Annotated in this window: 18 protein-coding genes and 1 tRNA gene; 2 read left to right on the forward strand and 17 right to left on the reverse strand. The window is 40.5% G+C overall.

Features of this window, described 5'->3' with window-relative positions; genetic code table 11:
- Positions 1–17: 17 nt before the first annotated feature.
- The 7 genes from EQM06_RS06975 to EQM06_RS07010 all read right to left on the reverse strand — a co-directional run bounded on the left by EQM06_RS06975 (position 18) and on the right by EQM06_RS07010 (position 6,388).
- Positions 18–1,670 (reverse strand): M56 family metallopeptidase, encoded by a 1,653-nt coding sequence (locus tag EQM06_RS06975; protein ID WP_128745647.1) that lies wholly within the window; start codon positions 1,668–1,670, stop codon positions 18–20.
- Complete coding sequence (locus EQM06_RS06980; RefSeq protein ID WP_128745648.1) at positions 1,654–2,034, reverse strand: BlaI/MecI/CopY family transcriptional regulator; 381 nt, start codon at positions 2,032–2,034, stop codon at positions 1,654–1,656. Before EQM06_RS06980 ends, EQM06_RS06975 begins: the two co-directional genes overlap by 17 nt.
- A 586-nt stretch (positions 2,035–2,620) precedes the next feature.
- Positions 2,621–2,923 carry a phosphopantetheine-binding protein gene (locus EQM06_RS06990; RefSeq protein WP_164914384.1) on the reverse strand — a complete coding sequence of 101 codons (303 nt, stop codon included), beginning with the start codon at positions 2,921–2,923 and terminating at the stop codon, positions 2,621–2,623.
- A gap of 14 nt (positions 2,924–2,937) precedes the next feature.
- Positions 2,938–5,184, reverse strand: coding sequence for a HelD family protein (locus EQM06_RS06995; RefSeq protein WP_128745650.1), 2,247 nt, complete (start codon positions 5,182–5,184; stop codon positions 2,938–2,940).
- Positions 5,185–5,343: 159 nt separating this feature from the next.
- Positions 5,344–5,505, reverse strand: a complete 162-nt coding sequence (locus EQM06_RS13550) for a hypothetical protein (protein ID WP_456297960.1) — start codon at positions 5,503–5,505, stop codon at positions 5,344–5,346.
- A gap of 180 nt (positions 5,506–5,685) precedes the next feature.
- The gene (locus tag EQM06_RS07005) at positions 5,686–6,165 is read right to left on the reverse strand and encodes a DUF2798 domain-containing protein (protein WP_128745651.1); all 480 of its coding nucleotides are present in this window, start codon (positions 6,163–6,165) and stop codon (positions 5,686–5,688) included.
- Positions 6,166–6,297: 132 nt separating this feature from the next.
- A tRNA-Ser gene (locus tag EQM06_RS07010) sits at positions 6,298–6,388 on the reverse strand.
- Positions 6,389–6,552: 164 nt separating this feature from the next.
- Here EQM06_RS07010 and EQM06_RS07015 point away from each other — a divergent pair.
- Entirely contained in the window at positions 6,553–7,662 is a 1,110-nt protein-coding gene (locus EQM06_RS07015) for an aminopeptidase (RefSeq protein WP_128745652.1), read from the forward strand.
- Between the two features lie 80 nt (positions 7,663–7,742).
- On the opposite strand, the gene EQM06_RS07020 is transcribed toward EQM06_RS07015, so the two are convergent.
- From EQM06_RS07020 to EQM06_RS07045, 6 genes are all read right to left on the reverse strand, one after another.
- Positions 7,743–8,675 carry a thiamine pyrophosphate-dependent enzyme gene (locus EQM06_RS07020; protein WP_128745653.1) on the reverse strand — a complete coding sequence of 311 codons (933 nt, stop codon included), beginning with the start codon at positions 8,673–8,675 and terminating at the stop codon, positions 7,743–7,745.
- Positions 8,665–9,927, reverse strand: a complete 1,263-nt coding sequence (locus EQM06_RS07025) for a pyruvate ferredoxin oxidoreductase (protein ID WP_128745654.1) — start codon at positions 9,925–9,927, stop codon at positions 8,665–8,667. The genes EQM06_RS07020 and EQM06_RS07025 overlap by 11 nt, the downstream gene beginning before the upstream one ends.
- Positions 9,927–10,229 carry a 4Fe-4S binding protein gene (locus tag EQM06_RS07030; protein ID WP_128745655.1) on the reverse strand — a complete coding sequence of 101 codons (303 nt, stop codon included), beginning with the start codon at positions 10,227–10,229 and terminating at the stop codon, positions 9,927–9,929. Before EQM06_RS07030 ends, EQM06_RS07025 begins: the two co-directional genes overlap by 1 nt.
- Entirely contained in the window at positions 10,229–10,810 is a 582-nt protein-coding gene (locus tag EQM06_RS07035; RefSeq protein ID WP_128745656.1) for a 2-oxoacid:acceptor oxidoreductase family protein, read from the reverse strand. Before EQM06_RS07035 ends, EQM06_RS07030 begins: the two co-directional genes overlap by 1 nt.
- A 513-nt stretch (positions 10,811–11,323) precedes the next feature.
- Positions 11,324–11,587, reverse strand: coding sequence for a DUF3343 domain-containing protein (locus EQM06_RS07040; protein WP_128745657.1), 264 nt, complete (start codon positions 11,585–11,587; stop codon positions 11,324–11,326).
- A gap of 81 nt (positions 11,588–11,668) precedes the next feature.
- Positions 11,669–12,727, reverse strand: coding sequence for an SIR2 family protein (locus EQM06_RS07045; RefSeq protein WP_164914385.1), 1,059 nt, complete (start codon positions 12,725–12,727; stop codon positions 11,669–11,671).
- 304 nt (positions 12,728–13,031) lie between these two features.
- On the opposite strand from EQM06_RS07045, the gene EQM06_RS07050 reads away from it, so the two are divergent.
- Positions 13,032–14,321 (forward strand): IS110 family RNA-guided transposase, encoded by a 1,290-nt coding sequence (locus EQM06_RS07050; RefSeq protein WP_230974938.1) that lies wholly within the window; start codon positions 13,032–13,034, stop codon positions 14,319–14,321.
- Positions 14,322–14,582: 261 nt separating this feature from the next.
- Here EQM06_RS07050 and EQM06_RS07055 read toward each other — a convergent pair whose 3' ends face one another.
- From EQM06_RS07055 to EQM06_RS07070, 4 genes are all read right to left on the reverse strand, one after another.
- Complete coding sequence (locus tag EQM06_RS07055) at positions 14,583–15,410, reverse strand: transporter substrate-binding domain-containing protein (protein ID WP_128745659.1); 828 nt, start codon at positions 15,408–15,410, stop codon at positions 14,583–14,585.
- A 114-nt stretch (positions 15,411–15,524) separates the two neighbouring features.
- Positions 15,525–16,229: a DNA/RNA nuclease SfsA gene (sfsA, locus tag EQM06_RS07060; protein WP_128745660.1), complete on the reverse strand. Its 705-nt coding sequence runs from the start codon at positions 16,227–16,229 to the stop codon at positions 15,525–15,527.
- Positions 16,230–16,273: 44 nt separating this feature from the next.
- A complete protein-coding gene (locus EQM06_RS07065; protein WP_164914386.1) occupies positions 16,274–17,683 on the reverse strand; it encodes a D-alanyl-D-alanine carboxypeptidase family protein in 1,410 nt (469 codons plus the stop codon).
- Positions 17,684–17,823: 140 nt separating this feature from the next.
- Complete coding sequence (locus tag EQM06_RS07070) at positions 17,824–18,093, reverse strand: TIGR04076 family protein (protein ID WP_128745662.1); 270 nt, start codon at positions 18,091–18,093, stop codon at positions 17,824–17,826.
- Between the last annotated feature and the right edge of the window lie 30 nt (positions 18,094–18,123).

An 18,123-nucleotide genomic window follows, 5' to 3' on the forward strand; every position in this document is an offset into this window, starting at 1 on the left:
CAACAGAAAAGTAATATTTATTTAATATCTATAGAAATCCATTTTACGATAATATCTAATGATCCCGGACAGAATAAATAAAAATTGTACTCTCCATCCTCGGGAATTTCCAGCTCTATCTGCTTTTCCTCGTTTATCGTAAAATCCAGATTCTGAATATCAACCCTCTCATCATCCTTTATATAACCGAAAAACATAATTCCTCTATTCGCATATTTTTTTCCATCTATATTTCTCTCTGGCCCAAGTCTATCTATATCCACAAATATATGCAGCTTTACGATGTCGCCCTTTTTTAATTTCCACGGTTCTCCCGAGTTGGTCGAATAAATTGCCCTTTCACCGTTTCCAAGAATATGTGGCTGGATGCAGCTGTTTACCTCGGCAAAGTAAGATTCAAATTGTGACAAATCAAAATCTGGCAAAACCTGCTCTGGCGGTTCCATTCCTGCCAATGCATAGACCTCGTAGATATCATAGTTTCCATCTTTATCCATAACACGGGCAGCTAGTTCCTCAAAATTATCAATATCTTTGTATGGAACATTTTTAGATTTGGATTCTACAAGGTGTGCCTTTCGGTCAACTTCTTTATCAGCAACAATCTTTTCCAACAATTTCTTATATTGCTGGCTATGAAAATCAGGAGTATCTTTATCACTCGCATATACAAAGCCACTGACGGTAGTTACAAGGATTAATGCCAATAAAAAGCAGATTTTCCCCTTTCTTTTGTTTATACTGAAAATATTTTTAAACCTTTCTTCCATTGATTTTTTATCACTGCCCATGCATGCAAACAGTGCACCTTTTATCTGCCTACGGCTTATAATTTCCCTCATGATTACCTCACTATAGTCTGCCTTGAATTTCTGATTCTTTGCCTTAATCACATCCTGATCACAGCACAGTTCCATATCCTTGTCCGCAGCTTTCGTCATCATATAAACAACAGGGTTATACCAATGTAGAATAAGTGCAAATATAAACATTCCTTTAAATTTCAGATCATTCCGCATATAATGAGTCAGTTCGTGAGTTAAAATGATTTTCAGGTCTGCCTCACTATAATCCCTTTCAGGAATAAAAATAGCCGGTCTAATGATGCCAGCGATCATGGGTGATACAATCTTAGGACACTGATACATTGAAAGAGGGGACTTTCTTTTATTCCTTGATAAAATCTCAGCTTGAATTTGATCCGTATTCTCACTTTGGATAGATCTGCTGCTATTTTTTATAGTATGGATAAAATGAAGATAGACGCCTAACAAATAAACTGCTACAATGCAAACTCCCATAATCCATATTATTGGAATCCACTGCGGTCCTACATCAATTAGTTTTGACCAAATCGAAACCTGATGATTCTCTGCAATCATTTGAAAGCTGACCGGCTCTGTGGAAATTGGGACTGCGGGAGTCACGGCATTATTCTTTATTACCGTGACCCCAGACTGAATTCTTTCACTGCTGACCACCAAACGCAGAATAAGCCCTACCGGTATAATCAAAAACAGTGCGAATACTTTCCATACATTAAAGCGCCATGCTGCGTGGTAGCGTCTGTTCAGTGCTGGTGAAATTAGAAATACGAATAGAATCAGAACAGCTATAATCCCGCCGGTCAATACGGTATTGTAAAACAATGTGTCAATCACAGGTATCACCTTCCTTCAACTTCGAAAGGAGCGTCTGCAAGCTGCTTATTTCTTGCTCCGTCAGATCGCTACTGTTGCATACTGATGCGACAAATTTTTTTATGGAATTATCGTATAAGTTTTTTAAAATGCTTTTGCCCTCAAAAGCCACGTATTCGTCCTTTGTGACCAGCGGACTGTATACATACTCCTTACCCCTGTGCCCAAAATTTAAAAACCCATTTTGAGTCAACCTATTCAATAACGTGTTAAGTGTGGTTATCTTCCATTGACTATCTGGCAGTTTTCTTTGAATTTCATTTCTCGTTATTGGCTCATCTGCCTCCCAAACTGCAAGCATAACTTCAAGCTGAGCTGCTGGTAAATGTTTCATTTCATATCCTCCTTCTATTTTAATTCACCATTCACTAATTTATCTGACACATTAATACTACATCAGTAGTATTAATGTGTCAATACGAAATTTAGATATAAAAAAGCCTCTACGAGGCACTTTTAGTTCGTATTTTAATAGTAGCTTTTTATAATACTCCGTTATATCTCAAGCAATATTTCCTACGTAATAAAAAACCCCGCGTTTGACGCGGGGATAGTTCTTATCAACAGCTCTTTTTAAAAAGAAATAACAGAAACTCAATTCCATTGCTCAGACAACAAGAACTCACGGATATTCACATGCTTTAGCCCGTCTCTACTCATATCAAATTCATCATACGACACAACATATTTGGGAAAATTATCCCTGATCGTATCATATGCTCCAAATTCACGCTGAATCGTTTCCTCGGATGCCAGCAGATAAGCCACCTGTACATAAAGCTTTTGCGGTATTGAGTAAACATCATTCTCGAATCGGCGTCAGGGAAAACGGTATGATACAGCTCCGAAAACTCTCTAAAGGAAATCCGAAGCTTTCCAAAGTCAAGCCGAACAGTAACTATAGACTTCATGCGTCTGCATCAGGAATAATGCCACCACATACGTTCCTCTTCCGAGCTTTCAGCGATATTTCCCTCATTTTCGGATACGGCATTTTCGATATATTTCACAAATTCCCCAAGGGTATGAAAAGTATGAACCTTTTCATCTTGTATGGAGATTTTAAATTTTTTCTCACATTCCATGACTAGCTTGACCATCTGAATTTTCTCCATATCAAACTCCGGCGTCAATGCCATATCTAAAGTAATCTGCTCCTCTTCCAGCTCGAAATCCAAATCTAAAATATCCGCCAGTATTCTGGCCACTTTACCAAAAATCAAATGAAATCCCTCCTTTACCCTAATAGAGGACTTTTTTGCCCTGTATAAAATAGGTTGAGCCGATGAAGCGCTCTGGTACATCCAATATACAAAAGCTGTTGATCTGCTTCTGTAGTGTAATGCTCTCCATCCGTGTCACAAAGCAATACCGCATCGAACTCCAGCCCTTTTGCCATATAGAGCGGCAGTATGCAAACACCTCGGATATCAGCAATAGCATCGCTGTTGATACAGCGAATTTCCAACCGATCTTTTAATCGTTGATATACAGCCATCGCATCCCTTTCTGTTTTACACAATAACCCGACGGATTGATAATTTTCCTCCCGGCACAGTTGTATTTCTTTAATGAGCAGCTCATCCAGCCCTTCCTGATTTCGAGCCTCGTAAATTTCCGGTACTCTTCCTGACCGGCTGAAGCTTTGGATTTCTGATTCTTTTTGAAGAAACCTCTTGCTGAAATCCAAAATTTCATTGGTACACCGGAAGCTTTTATTCATAGTTATCAAGACAGACCGTTTCTTATCTAAAATTTTGTTGATTTCATCAAAGAAATCCATTGCCTCCGGTTTTTCTATGGTCTGATAGATATCCCCTAAGATCGTATACCTCGCTTGGGGAAAAAGCATCTGTAGCAGTTCAAAGTGGAGCGGATAATAATCCTGGGCTTCATCGACCACCACTTGCTTAATAAATTTACCATACTGGAAGCCATACAGCCTTAGCTGCAAAAATGCCAGCGCCAACCCATCTTCAAGCGGAATTTGATCCCCTTTCAAGTTCTCCTGAGTGTTCTTAAAAATAAGATCCATATCTTCCGGCAGGGAAATGCCCTCTGCTAAACGGCAGAAATAATTCAAATTGCTAAAGAGTTTTTTATAATAAGCATAGACATCCAACTTAGTAAATTGCTGGATCCGGTGAGCCAGTTCCGTGCTTTCATCGATGGATAAAAGCCTTGCGAATTCTTCCACCTCATAGACATGTTGTGGGTAGGTCCTCACAAATTCCTTTAACTTCTTCATGCGAGCTTTTCGCATTTTTTGTATGTCCTTAAATATGGATTCTTCCAGTCTTTGCAAACGCAGACCCAAAGGCATTGCCTTTTTCTGCTGTAAAACTGTCATCTTCAATAAGTCTCGGCTTGCGATACATGTTCCATCGTAATCAATATCACTGAACTCCAGCCATTTCCTTGGAATATCCTCTATGAAACGCTCCAGAATTTCCTTGAATTCAGGGGAAGCCTTGAATGCCACGCTTTTTTTCATCAATCTGAACTTGTCCGGATCATCGCAAGTTAATAGGCCCTCTAATAGCTGATGCCTTTTTTGAATAAGCAAAGATGGCAGGATGGTCTGGAGCACATCATCAAAGTTGACCGATTCCACGTGATCCTCCCCCAGTTCCGGCAGGACATTGGAGATGTATTGCTCAAACAGGGAATTGGGAGAGATAATGATGATGTTATGAGCAGATAGCTTAGCTGATAGCCCTTGGTACATGAGATAGGCTACTCGGTGGAGAGCCACTGAAGTTTTTCCGCTTCCGGCCACCCCCTGCACCATCATGAGATCATTTTCCATATCTCGAATGATAAGATCTTGATCTTTCTGTATGGTTTCAACGATTGCTTTCATTTTAGTGGAGGCATTTTGAGAGAGAAGCCTTCTTAGGAATTCATCCATGATCTGTACATCCGCATCAAAAAAATAGTCCAATGTCCCTCGATGAATTTCAAATTGTCGTTTCAGATGGACTTTTCCTGAAATCCTGCCCTTGGGGGCATCATAGAACGCTTCTCCAATCCCAAAGCGATAAAAAACACTGGCTAACGGCGACCGCCAATCGTACACATAGATGGTGACATCTTTTTCATCGATAAGGGAAGCCCTTCCAATATAGATAGGCTCACTTTCCGTTTCCCCCTGAAACTGGAAATCAATTCGGGCAAAGTAAGGAGAATCCATCATTTTTTCCAGAGCCCGCATTTTGTTTTCATCCTGCTCCAACACAGATAATTGGCTGGACACAGCGCTTCCGTATTGATTTAAAGCGACTAATTCATAAAACCGATCCTTAGACCAAAGATTAGAGATGGAATGACTGGAGTTCTCCCACAGCTCCCTTTTGGCTTCCATAAAATCCGACTGCTGCTCCCCGTTCTTCTTCCGTATATCCTGCCATTGCTCTTCTGCAATGGCAATGACCTGATTTAGATGTTTGGTTTCCAAATCAAGCTCCACTTCATAAGTTTCCATACAATCCCTCCTGATGACTTATCATAAACCGAATTTATTTAATATAATTCTAGTATCTAATAAAAGTAACACTATTATCCTATACAAACAAGCCTTATATTTATTCGGTAAATATGATATAATAGAGGTAGCAAAAGAGAGATAGCTCTATCTTTTTATTTATATGATTCTCATCGCAGCCTTTCGTAGGTCTTTCTTCTTCATATCCTTATCAATAAGCAGCTTCCAGAGTTTTTTATAACTGACAGCCATTGTAAATCCTCCTAGGTCACGGGCAAGTTCTACTGAATCTGTAATACCTAGTTTGTTTTCAAGAGCCATAAATTTACTCTCCCTATCGACGGATAATATACAAAATTAATATATCAAAATTATCTCTTGAATACAAAATAAATAATACAGTTTCGTGTGTATATTTTCCTGAATCCATACTCGTGATAAATTGAAAAAGAAATTATTCAAAGAGTTCCTAATGAAGGTGTGTTCAGATAGGATTCTTATTTAAGCCCTTTCAGCTATTATAAGCGACTTTTTAAAGATTGTTCTGAAAACCAGTCTTACTATTGGCCCTGCGAAAAATAACTGCCAAAAAAGAGCCATTGGAAAGTTCATTGCAGAAGTTTGAAGCCATACAGCAATCAATTCAGAACCAGCATTTTTGAACAAAAGTGTTGCAATGAAACTCATGGCCGGACACATTAAACATACCGTCATAGAGGATATGGCCAACAGAATAAAAATAGGGCGGTCATTGGGCTTTACAAGCCGAAACGCAAGAAAGTGCGATACTTTTCCTACTACAAATATTTCTAATATAAATGCAATAGGCCCCATAATAATTAATTCGTGAAAAGCGGTCAAAAACACTTGATTAGTCAATCCTCCTGCACTCAATGAAATATTGTAGCAAATCATGGTATAGACCATAACAGCCACCATCATAATCGTAAAAACTATTCCTTGAAACTTTGTTTTAGGCATAAAAAAATCTCCTTTACATGATAATGAAACAACAAATATGTGTTGTTCGTTAATCATTCCGGAGAATGTGCGTTTCCAATTTAACCATATGACTGAGAAACCTACGTTCCAAGATTTTCCAGTTTTTTAATTTGGCGGAGATGGAGAGATTCGAACTCTCGCGCCGGTTACCCGACCTACCGCATTTCGAGTGCGGACCCTTCAACCACTTGGGTACATCTCCTGATTGTTCTATAAATTGCTCTCTTTGATAAGTTTACAACGAAAAAAATTATATCATAGAACTGAATTTAATGCAATAAAATTTCAGCGGCTTTTATAATCTCATCATTTGGGGTATAATAAGAATTGGAAATAACCACCTAAAAAGAAAAGGAGATTGAATACATGGATCCACGCGTAAAAAAATTATCAAATGTCTTAGTAGATTATTCCTGTGATGTGAAGCCGGGTGAAAAGGTCTTCATACACTATGAGGGAGAATGCACAAAACCCTTAGTAAAGCAACTGATTAAAGATATTTATGCAAAAGGCGGACTTCCTTACTTTGAGATCAGAGATGCCGAAGTAAACCGAGAAATTCTGCTCGGCTGCACAGAAGAGCAGATCAAGTTCATGGAAGCCTACCAGATGAAACAGATGGAGGGTATGGATGCTTATATTTCTGTCCGGGCCGGACTGAACACTTCGGAACTATCCGATGTACCTTCTGAAAAAATGAATATGTACAACCGTATTCTTCATCCCGTATTGGAACAAAGGGTGAACCATACCAAATGGGTCGTTCTCCGCTATCCAAACCATAGCATGGCACAATTAGCAACCACCAGCTTGGAAGCTTTTGAAGATTTCTATTTTGATGTGTGCACCTTAGACTATAAAAAAATGGCAGATGCAATGACTCCGCTGGTTGAACTGATGAATCGAACCGATAAGGTTCATATTGTCGGTCCCGGAACAGATCTGACCTTTTCCATTAAGGGAATCCCTGCTATCAAGTGCTCCGGGGAGAGAAATATACCGGACGGTGAAGTGTACACTGCTCCTGTAAAGGATTCTATGAATGGAATTATTTCGTACAACACCCCATCGGAAGAAATGGGCTTTACCTACGAAAACATCGTATTTGAAGTAAAAGACGGAAAGATTGTCAAGGCTACTTCAAACAGTGATAAAAAAATTAATGAAATACTCGATACGGATGAAGGAGCAAGATATTTCGGAGAATTTGCTCTCGGCGTAAATCCATACGTTCTCAATCCGATGAAGGATACTTTGTTTGATGAAAAAATAGCCGGTTCCTTCCACCTGACTCCGGGACAGTCTTATGAAGATGCTCCCAACGGAAACGGCTCTGCCGTACACTGGGATCTTGTCATGATTCAGCGTCCTGAATACGGCGGCGGAGAAATCTATTTTGATGATGTGCTGATTCGAAAAGACGGCTTGTTTGTTCTTCCTGAGCTTCAGTGCTTAAATCCCGACGCACTAAAATAACAAAAATAAAGTGACCCCAATACATTAGATTTCACTTCTAACTTATTGGGGTCCTTTTAAAAATTACTGAATTTAAAGGTTTATTTTTGACATGTTGCAAGCAGCTGTTCCCACTGGTCATCCACATACTGCTGTGCTTCTTCTATCATCCATTCATTGCCTTTGGCAAACATATGTTTAAATCGTCCCTGCTTCTTTAAAAATTCTTCCACCGGGATTTTTTTCTTTGGTTCATAGGTAAGCTTCCACGTGCCCTCTTCTATCTCATATAAGGGCCATACGCAGGTATCCACTGCCAGCCTGCAGATTTCTGCCAAATCTTCCATATTATATCGCCAGCCTCTCGGACATGGGGATAAAATGTTAAGAAAGCAAGGGCCTTCCGTATAAATAGCCTTGTGGGCTTTCTCGTGAAGATCCTTAAAGTTTCCAATAAAAGTAGTCTGGGCGGCATAGGGAATATGGTGAGCAGCAACGATTTCCGTAAGATTTTTTTTATTTTGAACTTTACCATAGGAACGTGTTCCTACCGGGGTAGTCGTCGCATCTGCAAATCTCGGAGTTGCAGATGAGCGCTGAATGCCGGTATTCATATAGGCTTCATTGTCATAACAGACATAGACCATGTCGTGACCGCGTTCCATGGCACCTGACAAGGATTGCAGCCCTATGTCATAGGTTCCTCCATCCCCACCAAAGGTAATAAATTTAAAATTTTCGTTGATCTTGCCCCGTTTTTTTAATACGCGGTAAGCGGTTTCCACCCCTCCGCAGGTTGCTGCCGCATTTTCAAAGGCACTATGAATATAGCTGTCTTCATATGCGGTATAAGGATATAAATAGGTCGAGACCTCCAGACAACTGGTGGCATTTGTTACTACAGCTCTGTCTTCCGGTTCCAAGGCTCTCAGCACACCTCTGACGGCGACAGAAGCCCCGCAGCCCGCACATAATCTGTGGCCTCCCGCAAGCCTTTCAGGCTTTTCCATTTCCTTTTTAAAATTATAGGCCATTGCTCTGCCACCTCCAGTTATTGTTCTCCAGTTGATATGTTTTATACGTTACAGCCTTCTGGGTTTCATCTGCTTCTCTTTGCCCGATGTGTCTGTATACTTCGCCGGTTTCTCCGGATTCTGCTATCTGAGACAGCTCCGCATATATGGAATCGAAATCCTCTACTGTAATGTCTCTGCCTCCCAGCCCGTACACATAATTTATCATTTTAGGCCGTTCCGACAGATCGTAAAGGGCAGATCGGGTTTCCGCAAACAACGGGCCTCCTGCCGCTGAAAAGCTTTCCGCTTTATCCATTACGGCCACTGCCTTAACGTGAGCTAAGGCTTCCGCCAGTTCTTCCATGGGGAAAGGTCTGAAAACGCGGATTTTAATTAACCCTGCCTTTTTCCCCTGCTGTCTCAGCAGATCGACTGCTGCCTTGCCGGTCCCTGCGCTGGAACCGATTATAACCACAGCTGTTTCCGCATCTTCCATCATAAATTCTTCAAAGAATCCATACTTTCGCCCCGTTAGCTTTTCAAAATCTTCGGCTACTTCCAAAATAACTTTCTTTGCCTGTTTCATAGCCTCTGCCTGCTGCTTCTTAAACTCCATATAATATGCGGAGATTCCGTAAGGTCCTACAGCCAAAGGATTTTCTTTTTTCAGCAGATAATTTTCAGGTTCATATTCTCCTACAAACTCTTGGACCTTTTCATCCTCGATCAATTCCATATTTTCTACCGCATGACTGGTAATAAAGCCATCCTGACAGACCATGACGGGCAGCCGCACGGACTTATTCTCGCCTATAGGCATGGCCTGAATAAAATTGTCGTACGCCTCTTGATTTGTTTCCGAATAAATCTGAATCCACCCCGAATCTCGTGCTCCCATGGAGTCGGAATGATCATTGTTAATGTTTATAGGACCGGTCAAGGCTCTGTTTACAAGAGCCATAGTCACCGGAAGCCTGAAAGAAGACGCCACATATAAAAGCTCCCACATCAATGCCATACCACAGGAAGAGGTCGCTGTAATCGCTCTGGCGCCCGCAGCCTCTGCCGCAATACAGGTAGACATCGCACTGTGCTCCGACTCTACTGCTACGAACTCGGTATCTACCAGTCCATTTGCCACATAGGAGGAAAAATATTGAGGGATTTCTGTGGAAGGAGTAATCGGAAATGCTCCCATCACATCGGGATTGATCTGCCTCATGGCTGTTGCCACTGCTTCATTCCCGGATAATCTGTCTTTGATAGCCATTACTTTTCCTCCCTTTTAAATTGAATTGCACCAAAGGGACATACCTTATAGCATATACCGCATCCCTTGCAGTGCATAAAATCAAATTCACCTCTTTTACCATCCTGAACCGGTATAGAGCTGTCCGGACAAAATGGTACGCAAAGCAAACATTGTTTGCACTTATCCTTTAAAAAGACCGGGGTCATCGTTCGCCAGTCTCCCGTATTGACCAGTTTAGAGGTAGCGGGTTCATAGATCTCCGCCCCCGGCGTCAGTTCCTGCCAAGGTGTATGTTCGTTTATTTCTGCTGCTTTCTTCATTATCCTACCTTGACCTCCTCCATAGACTTTTTGAGGGCCTCCATGTTTCCGGATATTACCTGAGGCTTCGCGGCGAACTTATGCCTCAAGGAGCTTTCCATATCTCGTATAAACTGTTCCTGTTCCACCACCTTGCTGATTTTTACGGCGGCTGCCAGCATAGGGGTATTCGGCATATTCCTTCCTATAGTTTCTTCCGAAATTCTTCTCGCATCTATAGAGCAGACTTTTCCTTTAAAGCCTCCCAGCATGCGCCGCAGTTCCGCCGGCTCTTTTTCACTGTTTACAATGATAGCCCCATCCTCTTTCAGCCCGCTTGTTACATCTACGCTTCCAAGCAGGGTTTCATCTACTACGATTACATAATCGGGGGTATAAATGTTGGAGTGAACCGTGCATCGTTTGTCAGTAATTCGATTGTATGCGGTAATGGGTGCTCCCATTCTCTCCGGGCCGTATTCCGGGAATCCCTGTACATGTTTTCCTGAACTGAAAGCAACATCTGCAAGTAATAAGCAAGCAGTCTTTGCACCCTGACCGCCGCGTCCGTGCCAACGAATTTCTACAGTATTTTTTTCCATCTTCTCATACCTCCATCAATGTCTTCATTTTCTCATATGTACAAATAGAAAATCCTGTTTCCTATTTGAATAAAAAAAAGACTTTTATCCTTGTAAAAGGACAAAAGCCTAAAGCATTTTGCTATACCACCTTATACAACATACTAACATACGCGTTCCCTGTCACGGGGGAAAACCGTCAAAGCTTACTTTTGATTCTATCCAATTTCAGCCTGCAACTCAGGAGTGATTTTCAGACTTTCTATTACTTGTATCAAGCTCTCACCATCCTTGACTCGCTCCGACTTTCATTTGAACTCTTACTCTCTCCGTCTTAGTCTTTAAACGTATTTAATTGACTGCTTTATCTTTATTAAGCATAGTTGAATTTTAGTATAAAAAATATAGATTGTCAAGATGTTTTTATATTTTTTCACAAATAATTTTAAAATTAGTTGTGAAAATAAACAATTAATAGGCTTATTTGAAATGTAAAAGACTTCAAATAAGCCTTTTTCTTAAATCTTTATAGAACTAAAAAGAGATTTTTCTATATTGGGTACTGCCTGAAGAGCTATCTATCATAAATACACCTTTTACAGTCAGTATTTCTCCGTCAAATATACTTAACACTCTGTTTATATCTTCTGTTTTTAAATAAATAGCATATCCACAGGATGTAACAATCTCTGAGGGTGCTCTTTTCACTGTGCATCTTACTCCTAATTCTGTTATCTTTTCTTGAGCGTATTTTGCTTTATAAAATGATGAGAAAGTAAGCAAATACTCCTTTTTCATATTGTATGCCTCCCATCTTATGAGACTTATGGTATATATCTATAATATGCGAAGCATCACTTTTCGGTTATTGAAAATGAATTATTCCAGGACCTTAAAAGGATTTTCAGCAAAATCCTGAAAGGACATCTCCTTTATATAATTTATATCGCTGGTATTTTTGAAAAAACGGCTGTATCGATTCTGTTCTTTTTCAATCGCTCCTACTATCTTATTGGGAAAATAATTAATGACCGTAGCTTTGAACCGGCTGTCTTTATCTCTGTTCAATTCGGCTCTTTTGAGTAAATATTTAATATGCATGTCTGCGCTGGGCAGGGAATATCCCGAAAATATAATGTGTTCTGCCTCCCTTAAGAGCTTCTCCGCATTATTCCATATATTGGCCAGATATACATTGCTCATATCTTTATAATATGTGGGCGGGACAATGATATATTGTGCGTCTGCATGGCAGTGGTCACATTTGACAGAACCCGGATTATCCACGATGGATAAGCTTCCCTGCGGCTCCAGTTTCGCGTCTATATGTTTGCAGACCGGACAGTACTTCCAATTTAAAGAGCCATGGATTTTTAGGAGTTTTACACCGCTTTTTATATTATTCAAGTCACCGGAAGGATAAAATCCATAATCAACCTCAAACTTATTTCCCAATGCATTATCCAGAATAATATCATAGTTCGTGGAGATAAAGGAAATGTTTCCCTTTTGAATATCTCCTTCCAGATTATGAATCAGCTTAGTATGGCTTTCACCCTGTATTCCGCTTTGAGAGGCTTCGATCTTATATTGAATTGCCTGAGCCATGGAAAAAATTAATGCAGTCCTGTATTTATAGAGGTTCCCCAATTCGCTTCGATATTTTTCATTGCGTTCAATGGCCAGATCCAAAATACCCAGGGCTTCTTCAAAGGTTGGAAATACAGCTTTTCTATAATCAAAATCTTCACTGAAATCAAAAAAATTTTTAAAATAGCGATCCACCAGTTCCTTGACCTTGCTGTGTTTTATATCGAAATTTTCGTTTAGTTTTTCATCCTCGCACGCTTTAAAATAGGATTTGAACAACTCCCGCTGTAAAGGTGCGCCATCTGCTTTTGAAGCCCCGGCGCCTAAAAATATTACTGTTTTTTTCATAACAGTTTCTCCTCGTATAATACTTTTTAGATACATAAATGTACCTTGATAACTTAATTAATATTTGTTCAATAGGCTTAGTTAAGCCCATGATATAATTGTCTTAGTGTCAATCAGGTAATAGTTCTTTTTTCTCCTGTTGAACCAGTAATGGTTGCTTCATAGTAAGTCTGTTCCCCTGACATGGAAGTTAGCTTCAAACCGGCTGGCTGTTTGCTTAAGTTTATGGACGACCATCTAGCAGTGTGGTTTCGCATCTGTCCATCTTAAGCTGGATTCTTATATGCGAGGGTGTCGATGCTCCATGTTCATGGGTTTTACCAAGCCGATTGAATACTCAAATCTAACTACGAAAGAAGGTGATTTTATGAACCCACTTTACGTCGGAATTGATGTAAGTAGCAAATCCAATGTCGTTTATCTTATGCTTCCTAATGGTAACAAGCACAGTAACTTCGCAGTTGCTAACTCACATGATGGTTCTATTCAGTTGGTAAAAAGAATCTGTTCTGCTTTAAATTCCAGGTCCCTTGACACCGTACTCATAGGTCTCGAATCTACATCTGTCTATGGTGACAATCTCGTGTATTTTCTAAGGGAAGATGCATCTTTAGCATCCTTTCACAGAAAGATTCATGTCCTCAATCCAAAGCAGGTTAAAAAGTTCAAAGATGCTTATAATGACCTGCCAAAAAATGATTATGTGGACTCTTTTGTCATTGCTGACTGCCTGCGTTTTGGAAGAATCAACAAAGAGGTATATGTCGGAGACTATCACTACAAAGCTCTCCAAAACCTCACACGAGCACGTTATTTCGCCGTTTGCAATCTTACCAAGGAAAAGCAACGCTTTATGAATGTGCTGTTCAAGAAGTATTCATCCATGACACAGGAGAAGGTATTTTCCGATACCTTCAGCACTACAGCTCTTGCTGTCTACGATGAATTTGAATCCGCAGAAGCACTGGCATATATGGACTTACAAGAGCTAACCGCTTTTATCATGGAGAAAGGAAAGAACCGCTTTCCTGATCCAGATACGGTAGCCAAAGCCATTCAGAAAGCTGCCCGGAGTTCTTACCGTTTACCTAAGACGGTAAATGACTCTGTGAATCAGGTGCTCTCTATATCCATAACCTCAATGAAGGCATTGGAAGCTCAAATCAAAGAGTTCGATAAAGCGATTTCAGCCCAAATGGAACTCTTGCCTAACGTATTGATATCCATTCCAGGCATTGGTCCTGTTTATTCTGCTGGTATTCTATCAGAGCTTGGAGATATCAATCGTTTTAATAATCAGGCGCAGCTTGCGAAATATGCAGGTCTTGCCTGGACTCAGCACCAGTCTGGTGATTTTGAAGCACAAAACACAAGACTCATCCGATCTGGCAACCGATTTTTAAAGTATTATCTGTGTGAAGCTGCATTCTCTCTTGTAAGATGCGACAAGGAGTACAAAGCTTTCTATCACCAAAAGTACAACGAGGTGAACAGATATCAACACAAACGTGCACTCGCATTAACTGCCCGTAAATTTGTGCGGTTAGTCTTTACGCTGCTTAAAGACAATCGCCTATATCGCTCAGCAGAATAGAGGAATCTCTCTGCTGATGAGCTACGCCCTGCTCATTTTTTAAAAGTGATCGACAGGGCTTAGGTGGTCGTTTTTTGTTTTTTGAGAAACTGGTCAAGAATATATGATTTTTATTTCATTTCTCACTTGACATCACACCACTGGACTCACTTTTAACAAAAAAGCATCGTTTCAGATGCTTTTTCTGTACATTATATTATCTTTATCTTTCATTCCTATATTATACCTGGCTCAGACATCAAATCAGAGCAGAAATCACAATTATTCATCCATATTGAAGATCCAATTTAACCCGAATCGATCAAAATCCTCTTTTTCTTCTACTAAATATTTACTGGTTAATTTGTTAAAACCTCCGTTGATTCGATACGTTTCAATAAACTCATTCACCTGTGCAAGCAGTGCTGTGTCTCCTTTCTGCACTGCAATCGCCCATTTTCCGACCTCCTGATTTCCGACGGATAATAGATCGGTTTGATCTGCATAATTTTTCCAGTCACTATATATCATCAGCTGATCTGAAATAAAGGCATCCGCCTTTCCCTGCAAGACCTGGGAAACGCAGGCATTTTCATCGGCAAGAACTGTAATCTCCGCATCGCTTAAATTTTTTCCGGCATAAAGCTCTCCGGCAGAACCGGCAATGACTGCAACCTTTTTCTCTTTTTGATTCAAGCTTTCCGCAGAAGAAAACCCCTCATTCTTCTTTACTAAAACAGCAAGCTCAATCTGAGCATACGGCTCGGAAAAATCCACGAGCTGTTTTCCATCCTCTGTAACAAATAAAGATGACATGACCAGATCTGCTTTTTCCTGTTGAAGAGAAGGGATCAGCTGATCCTCGGATACCGGCTGTATTTTCACTTCTCTGCCCACATACTCACCGAATGCTTTTATAAAATCAACGCTAACTCCCGTAGGATTTTCCTTTTCATCCTTCATCTCAAAAGGAGGATGAGCAAGATCCATGGACACCACCAAAGGTTTTGGGTTCGTCTTGACCTGTTCTTCATCGTTTTTTGAGCCGCACCCTGCTAAAACAGTTACCGTCAATAGTAACAGAACCGCAACGCTTAAAAATTTTTTCATTTTTCTGTCCTCCCTCTCAGCTAACGTTCATTAAATACTGATTTTATTTATTATATTTTATTATATAACAAAACGGTTCCAAGTACAATAATACCTGAAACCGTTTTAGACGAATTATTTTTCCAAGTTTGTTTCACATCCGATGAGAACGGGTACCGGTTTCGTCATAGTTATGCTGCCCGGCGTCACCGAACATTCATAGGCCATAACCTTCACGCCCTCCTCATAAGCCTGACGGAGCGTCTCATCAAATGCTTTATGGGTTCTTGCATTGGCTTTAAATACCTTTACATCAGCCATTTGTACTACAAAGATCACATAAGCCTCGAATCCTTCTTTCAGACATTCTGCCAGCTCCCGAAGGTGCTTCACTCCTCTTTCGGTCGGAGCATCCGGAAACAGGACCACGCCGTTTTCCTCCAGAGTTACACCTTTTACCTCTATATAGATTTTTTGTTTTTCTGTCTCTACATAAAAATCAAATCGTGAATTTTTATATCTGCTTTCAGGCTTTATCAGCACAATATCTTCAAACAGCAGGCCCCCTTCGAGCCATTCCTGTACCACCTTATTGGTGACCTGACTATCCATATTGATCAAGCGGTCTCCTTTATAAACGGAGATCAGATCATACTTGGTCTTACGGGCCATATTATCCGATTCCTGCACAAACACACGGGCACCTTCTGTTAAAAATTCTCTGCACCGCCCGGTATTCTTTACATGACAAATTTCTCTTTTTCCGCCAATCTCAATATTAGCTATAAATCGATTCGGTCTTGAAATAAATGTTGCCGGTTTTATATTGTTATAAATCATCTGAATCCACCGCTGTTTCTATCTGCTCTTTTATCTTTTATTTATTACTCTACCATATTCTTAACCAGTCGCTTATACAACTGTACCAGGCTTGCTTTTTTAGAATTTTCTTCTGCGACTAAAGGATACCTGCCGATCTCTTTTTTATTCTGATAAACCACGATATCGCCTACTTTATCGCCCTTCTTAACAGGTGCCTTGACTTTTTTATCCTGCTCTACCTCAAAAGTAACGGCATCCTTTTCACCTTTTTTAACTAAAATCGAAATATCTTCCCCCGCTACAGCATTTATATAATTAGGTTCGCCCTTTTCAATTTCAATAAGTCCATGAGGTTCCCCCTTGTCTGCCAGTTTAACTGTATCATAAGTGGCAAAGCCGTAGTCGAGAAGCTTTGCGGCCTCAGCAAAGCGAACTTTTGAGCTGGGACATCCGAGTACGACGGCAATTAATGTCATGTCATCCCGAGTTGCCGAACCGGATAGACAGTAACCGGCTTCCTGGGTAAACCCGGTCTTTATTCCATTTGCACCTGTATATTGCTTGATTAGCCGATTGGTATTCGTCAAACCAAATTCAGTCTGTTTCCCCGGCAGTCCTACAAGCATGGTGTCCTGCCATTTAGTAAACCAATCGTGAGTTTTTTTATGCTTAATCAGTTCACAGGACATGATGGCAATATCATGTGCACTGGTATAATGATCCGCTACAGGAAGCCCATTTGTATTGACAAAATGCGTATTTTCCATGCCCAGCTCTTTTGCTCTGGCATTCATATTCTCTACAAAGATATCTACACTGCCCGATAAATATTCCGCAACTGCCACACATGCGTCGTTGGCAGATACCATAGAAATCCCTTTCATTAAATCCTCCAGAGGATGCTGTTCTCCGGGCTCCATATACATTTGCGAACCTCCCATAGAGGCGGATTTTTCCGAAATGGTTACCATATCGGTCAGCTTGACCTGTCCCCGGTCTATTGCTTCCATGGCGAGCAGCATGGTCATGACCTTTGTAACAGAAGCCGGCGGGAGACGGTCTGCACCATTTTGTGAAAACAGAACCGTGCCGCTTCCCACATCCATCAGCACAGCGGCTTTTGCATCCACTACCAGACCTGCGCTGTTCACATCACCTGAATCTCCTGATTTTGGGTTCACTGTTGCGGCTCCGCCCGTAACAGTACTTTGACTGGCACTCGTATTGACAGCTTTGTCCACCGACATCATTTCGTTGTCTTTTGTATCAGCTGCTTTGTTTAAATTATCCGGAATAATGCTGCTGATACCGACAGCTCCGCCGCCGATTACAAGCAAACCGATCATAAATATAGACATAACCCTTATTACGGTAACTTTGTGCATGGTTTTGGCCACGATCGCCCGCTTTTTTAACCTGTCGATCCTTTTTCCAACTCTTCTTTTATCAGAACTTCTATTAAAAATATTCATAATTTCCCTCCCTGCCCTGCTCATATGTTCCAGTCCGTTACACTATTATTATGATATTTTTAATGACTTATTATTATTCTTATATTCTGACAGAAAAATAGATTAATTCTTGGTTATTACCGGTATAGTTTCATAACCTATTAACTTTTTACCCTTTCAATCTCAAATACATTAATGACATCTGCATCCGGGCAGCAAAATTTACAGGTATCCGGGTTTGCACCGCCAGGTACGCTTCCCCCGTATCTCAGGATGTCGATGTACGGAAAAGCAGTGTGAACCATCATAGGACACATACGATTTCTGTCTTTATCAAAATCAAAAGTATCGCCGATTTTATGTCCGTAATGGCACACTCCATTTTCTTTTTTGTCTATCATTCTCAAAATAATCTTTGGTCTTTTAGCCATATTCTACTCTCCTTTAATCTTTCTTATATT

It is taken from the genome of Aminipila luticellarii, from assembly GCF_004103735.1.
In the GTDB taxonomy this organism is placed as follows: Bacteria; Bacillota; Clostridia; order Peptostreptococcales; family Anaerovoracaceae; genus Aminipila; species Aminipila luticellarii.